This is a genomic window from Mycobacterium sp. (assembly GCF_044342925.1).
Classification (GTDB): Bacteria; Actinomycetota; Actinomycetes; order Mycobacteriales; family Mycobacteriaceae; genus Mycobacterium.
In genome coordinates, this window is sequence record NZ_JBIIOV010000245.1 from 1 (window position 1) to 3,272 (window position 3,272).

General features: G+C 67.8%; 3 protein-coding genes. All 3 read left to right on the forward strand.

Features of this window, described 5'->3' with window-relative positions; all coding sequences use genetic code 11:
- Positions 1-1,329: Asp-tRNA(Asn)/Glu-tRNA(Gln) amidotransferase subunit GatA (gene gatA / locus ADBZ6I_RS16765; RefSeq protein ID WP_526385843.1), on the forward strand; the 1,329-nt coding region annotated here is incomplete at its 5' end.
- A 37-nt stretch (positions 1,330-1,366) separates the two neighbouring features.
- A complete protein-coding gene (locus ADBZ6I_RS16770) occupies positions 1,367-2,398 on the forward strand; it encodes a 6-phosphofructokinase (RefSeq protein WP_526385845.1) in 1,032 nt (343 codons plus the stop codon).
- A 52-nt stretch (positions 2,399-2,450) separates the two neighbouring features.
- A partial coding sequence (gene gatB / locus ADBZ6I_RS16775) for an Asp-tRNA(Asn)/Glu-tRNA(Gln) amidotransferase subunit GatB (protein ID WP_526385847.1) occupies positions 2,451-3,272 on the forward strand: 822 nt, incomplete at its 3' end.

Here is a 3,272-nt window from a genome sequence, read left to right on the forward strand (position 1 = left end):
CTCGCCACCGCGGCCGTTGTGGACAAATCCGTGGCCGCCGGTGATGACCTGCCCTCGCCACTGGCCGGGGTGCCACTGGCGCTCAAGGATGTGTTCACCACCACCGACATGCCCACCACGTGCGGGTCGAAGATCCTCGAAGGCTGGATGTCGCCCTACGACGCGACGGTGACCGCCCGCATCCGCGGGGCCGGCATCCCGATCCTGGGCAAGACCAACATGGACGAATTCGCCATGGGGTCCTCCACCGAGAACTCCGCCTATGGACCCACTCGCAATCCGTGGGACACCGACCGGGTGCCCGGCGGGTCCGGCGGCGGCAGCGCGGCCGCACTGGCCGCGTTCCAGGCGCCGCTGGCCATCGGCTCCGATACCGGCGGGTCCATCCGACAACCTGCAGCACTCACCGCCACCGTCGGCGTCAAACCCACCTACGGGACGGTCTCGCGCTACGGGCTGGTGGCCTGCGCGTCGTCGCTGGATCAGGGCGGCCCGTGCGCACGAACCGTGCTCGACACCGCGTTGCTGCACGCGGTGATCGCCGGACACGACCCGCATGACGCCACCTCGCTCGACGTCCCGATTCCCAACGTCGTTGGTGCGGCCATCGCCGGTGCCACAGGCGATCTCATCGGCGTGCGCATCGGTGTGGTCAAGCAACTCCACAGCGGCGAGGGGTACCAGCCGGGAGTGCTGGAGTCGTTCAACGACGCCGTCGCGCAACTGACCGCGCTTGGCGCGGAGGTCCGGGAGGTCGACTGCCCCAACCTCGACCACTCGCTGTCGGCGTACTACCTGATCCTTCCGTCGGAGGTGTCGAGCAACCTGGCCCGCTTCGACGCCATGCGCTACGGCCTGCGGGTCGGCGACGACGGCAGCCACAGCGCCGAAGAGGTCATGGCGCTCACCCGTGCCGCCGGTTTCGGCCCGGAAGTCAAGCGCCGCATCATGATCGGCACCTACGCCCTATCGGCCGGCTACTACGACGCCTACTACAACCAGGCGCAGAAGGTCCGCACGCTGATCGCCCGCGACCTGGACACCGCCTACGAGAGTGTCGACGTCCTGGTGTCGCCGGCCACCCCCACCACCGCCTTCCGCCTGGGCGAGAAGGTCGACGATCCACTGGCGATGTACCTGTTCGACTTGTGCACCCTGCCGCTGAATCTCGCAGGGCACTGCGGTATGTCAGTGCCGTCGGGCTTCTCATCCGACGACAAACTGCCGGTCGGTCTGCAGATCATGGCGCCCGCGCTGGCCGATGACCGGCTGTATCGGGTCGGCGCGGCCTACGAAGCGGCACGCGGCCCACTGCCATCGGCCGTTTAACCGGTTAACCCAGACCCGACCGGGTTAGATGTAGATCATGCGCATCGGAGTTCTGACCGGCGGTGGCGACTGCCCCGGCCTCAATGCGGTTATCCGTGCGGTCGTCAGCACCTGCGACGCCCGGTACGGGTCTCAGGTCGTCGGATTCCAGGACGGCTGGAACGGGTTGCTGGAGAACCGGCGCATCCAACTGCACAACGACGACCGCAATGCGCGCCTGCTGGCCAAGGGCGGCACCATGCTGGGTACCGCGCGCACCAACAAGGACCGTCTGCGCGCCGGGATCGGCGATATCAAGCAGACCCTGGAGGACAACGGGATCGACGTGCTGATCCCGATCGGCGGCGAGGGCACCCTGACCGCGGCGCACTGGCTCTCCGAGGAGGGCGTGCCGGTGGTGGGCGTGCCCAAGACCATCGACAACGACATCAATTGCACCGACGTGACTTTCGGCCACGACACCGCGCTGACCATCGCCACCGAGGCCATCGACCGGCTGCACAGCACCGCGGAATCCCACCAGCGCGTCATGCTGGTCGAGGTGATGGGCCGCCACGCCGGCTGGATCGCGCTGAACTCCGGCCTGGCCGCCGGGGCGCACATGACGCTGATCCCCGAGCAGCCGTTCGACGTCGAAGAGGTGTGCCGGCTGGTCAAGCATCGCTTCCAGCGCGGCATGTCCCACTTCATCTGTGTGATCGCCGAGGGCGCCAAGCCGGCCGAGGGATCGATGGACCTGCGCAGCGGCGGGGTCGACGAGTTCGGTCACGAGAAGTTCACCGGCGTGGCCCAGCAGCTGGCCCAGGAGGTGGAGAAGCGGATACGCAAGGAAGTCCGGGTGACCGTGCTGGGCCACATCCAGCGCGGCGGCACTCCGACCGCCTACGACCGGGTGCTGGCCACCCGGTTCGGCGTCAACGCCGCCGACGCCGCCCACGCCGGCGAGTACGGAATGATGGTCTCGCTGCGCGGCGAGGAGATCGGCCGGGTGCCGTTGGCCGACGCGGTTCGCACGCTCAAGACCGTGCCGCAGAGCCGCTACGACGACGCCGCCGCCTTCTTCGGCTGAGCCTGCCACGCTCGGCGAGCGGGCCGGGACTGCCCAACTAGGATCGTCACCCATGATGACGTCTTCTTCTCCTGGAACCGACGCCTCCCTGCTCGACTACGACGACGTCGTGGCCCGGTTCGACCCGGTGCTGGGCCTTGAGGTGCACGTCGAGTTGTCGACGGCGACGAAGATGTTCTGCGGCTGCGCCACCGCATTCGGCGCCGACCCCAACACCCAGGTGTGCCCGGTGTGCCTGGGCTTGCCCGGTGCGCTGCCCACCCTGAACGGGGCCGCCGTCGAGTCGGCCATCCGCATCGGGCTGGCGTTGAACTGCGAGATCGCGTCGTGGTGCCGGTTCGCGCGGAAGAACTACTTCTACCCCGACCAGCCGAAGAACTACCAGATCTCGCAGTACGACGAGCCGATCGCGTTCAACGGCTACCTCGACGTTCCTCTTGAGGATGGCGGTGTGTTCCGCGTCGACATCGAACGCGCCCACATGGAGGAGGACACCGGCAAGCTGACCCACGTCGGCAGTGAGACCGGCCGCATCCACGGCGCCACCACCTCGCTGCTCGACGTCAACCGGGCCGGCGTGCCGTTGATCGAGATCGTCACCAAACCCATCGAAGGTGCCGGGGAGCGTGCGCCGGAGGTGGCCCGCGCGTATGTGACCGCGTTGCGGGACCTGTTGCGCGCCTTGGATGTTTCCGATGTCCGGATGGATCAGGGGTCGCTGCGGTGCGATGCCAACGTGTCGCTGCGGCCGGATCCGCAGTCCGAGTTCGGCATTCGCACCGAGACCAAGAACGTGAACTCGCTCAAGAGCGTCGAGGTGGCCGTCCGCTACGAAATGCGCCGTCAGGCAGCGGTTCTGGAGTCCGGCGGCAAG